We start from the raw sequence: 1,271 nt of genomic DNA on the forward strand, positions 1-1,271 counted from the left end.
GCGGGGCTTCCTGGTCGTCCACGACCGTCACCGGTGCGGCCGGCAGCGTCACCGCAGACCCGCCGCCGCGACCGGGGAACGGTCCGGGGCGGGCTGCGCGGGCAAACCGGCGAAGAGGTCGTCCTCCCAGCCGTACGGCCCGGCGCCCGGACCCTTCTCGCCGACCGCGAGGGTGAAGAACTCCACACCCATGAACTCGCCGCCGAAGTTGCCGGCGATCGAGTAGAGCCAGGAGTTGGCCGGGATCTGGGTGGCGTGCGCCCGCATCGCGGCCTCCTTGGCCAGGTGCTGGTCGGTGCCGTCGATCCGGGCGGCGATCTGGGCGTCCGGGGTGCCGAAGGGCAGGTCGGCGATGTCCTCGATGCCGCCGAACGGGTTGTCGGACGACTCGGCGAAGTGCGCCATGCCGGCTTCCAGGACGCTGAGCGGCATGGCCGTCCAGTAGACCTTCGCCGGGGCGCAGCCCTGCGCGGCGGCCAGCTCGACGGCGCGCATGGCCACCCGGTGCGCCTGGATGTGGTCGGGGTGGCCGTAGAAGCCGTTCGGGTCGTACGTGACGAGCACCTGTGGGCGTACCTCCCGCATGATCTCCACGAGATGCCCGGCGGCCTCGTCGAGGTCGGCCTGCCAGAAGGCCCGGGGGTGCTCGTTGGTCGCGAGCCCCATCATCCCGGAGTCGCGGTATCGGCCCGCGCCGCCGAGGAAGCGGTGGTCGCGGACGCCGAGCGCGGCACACGCGGCAGCCAGCTCGGCGATGCGGTACCCGCCGAGCTGGTCGGCCTCGGCGGCGGCGAGCTGGGCCAACGCGGGCACGTGGATCTCGCCCTCCTCGCCGAGCGTGCAGGTCACCAGGGTGACGTGCGCGCCGGCGGCGGCGTAGTGGGCCATCGTCGAGCCGGTGCCGATCGACTCGTCATCGGGGTGCGCGTGGACCAGCAGCAGGCGGCGGTCGGGCAGCATCGTCACGACGGTCACTCTAACTGGCAGTTCTCCCCGGCCGAGGCTGACGCGTCCGCCCAGGTCGGCCACATCACCTCCGCTGCGGCTCTACGATTTGGCGTGTGGACTTTCCGGAGCTGGCCGCCCGCACCCGCCGGTTCAGCCACGGCGCGCCACGCGCTGTCTCGGTGGCTGAGGACGGCTCCCGGGTGATCTTCCTGCGCTCCGCCGGCCCCGAGGATCCGGCGGACGCGCTCTGGCTGCTGGACGTCAGCACCGGCGAGGAGCGGCTGGTCGCCGATCCGGCGACCCTGCTGGGCGAGGGCGGGCAC

The 1,271-nt window shown here is 73.2% G+C and carries 2 protein-coding genes; one reads left to right on the forward strand and one right to left on the reverse strand.

Annotated elements, in window-relative coordinates:
* Positions 1-48 precede the first annotated feature (48 nt).
* Complete coding sequence (mshB, locus tag KBX53_RS33370; RefSeq protein ID WP_030337540.1) at positions 49-975, reverse strand: N-acetyl-1-D-myo-inositol-2-amino-2-deoxy-alpha-D-glucopyranoside deacetylase; 927 nt, start codon at positions 973-975, stop codon at positions 49-51.
* A gap of 86 nt (positions 976-1,061) precedes the next feature.
* Between mshB and KBX53_RS33375 the strand changes: the two genes are divergently transcribed.
* On the forward strand, positions 1,062-1,271 hold a 210-nt coding region (locus KBX53_RS33375; RefSeq protein ID WP_210863841.1), incomplete at its 3' end, for a hypothetical protein.

The organism is Micromonospora sp. M51 (assembly GCF_018070305.1).
In the GTDB taxonomy this organism is placed as follows: domain Bacteria; phylum Actinomycetota; class Actinomycetes; order Mycobacteriales; family Micromonosporaceae; genus Micromonospora; species Micromonospora parva.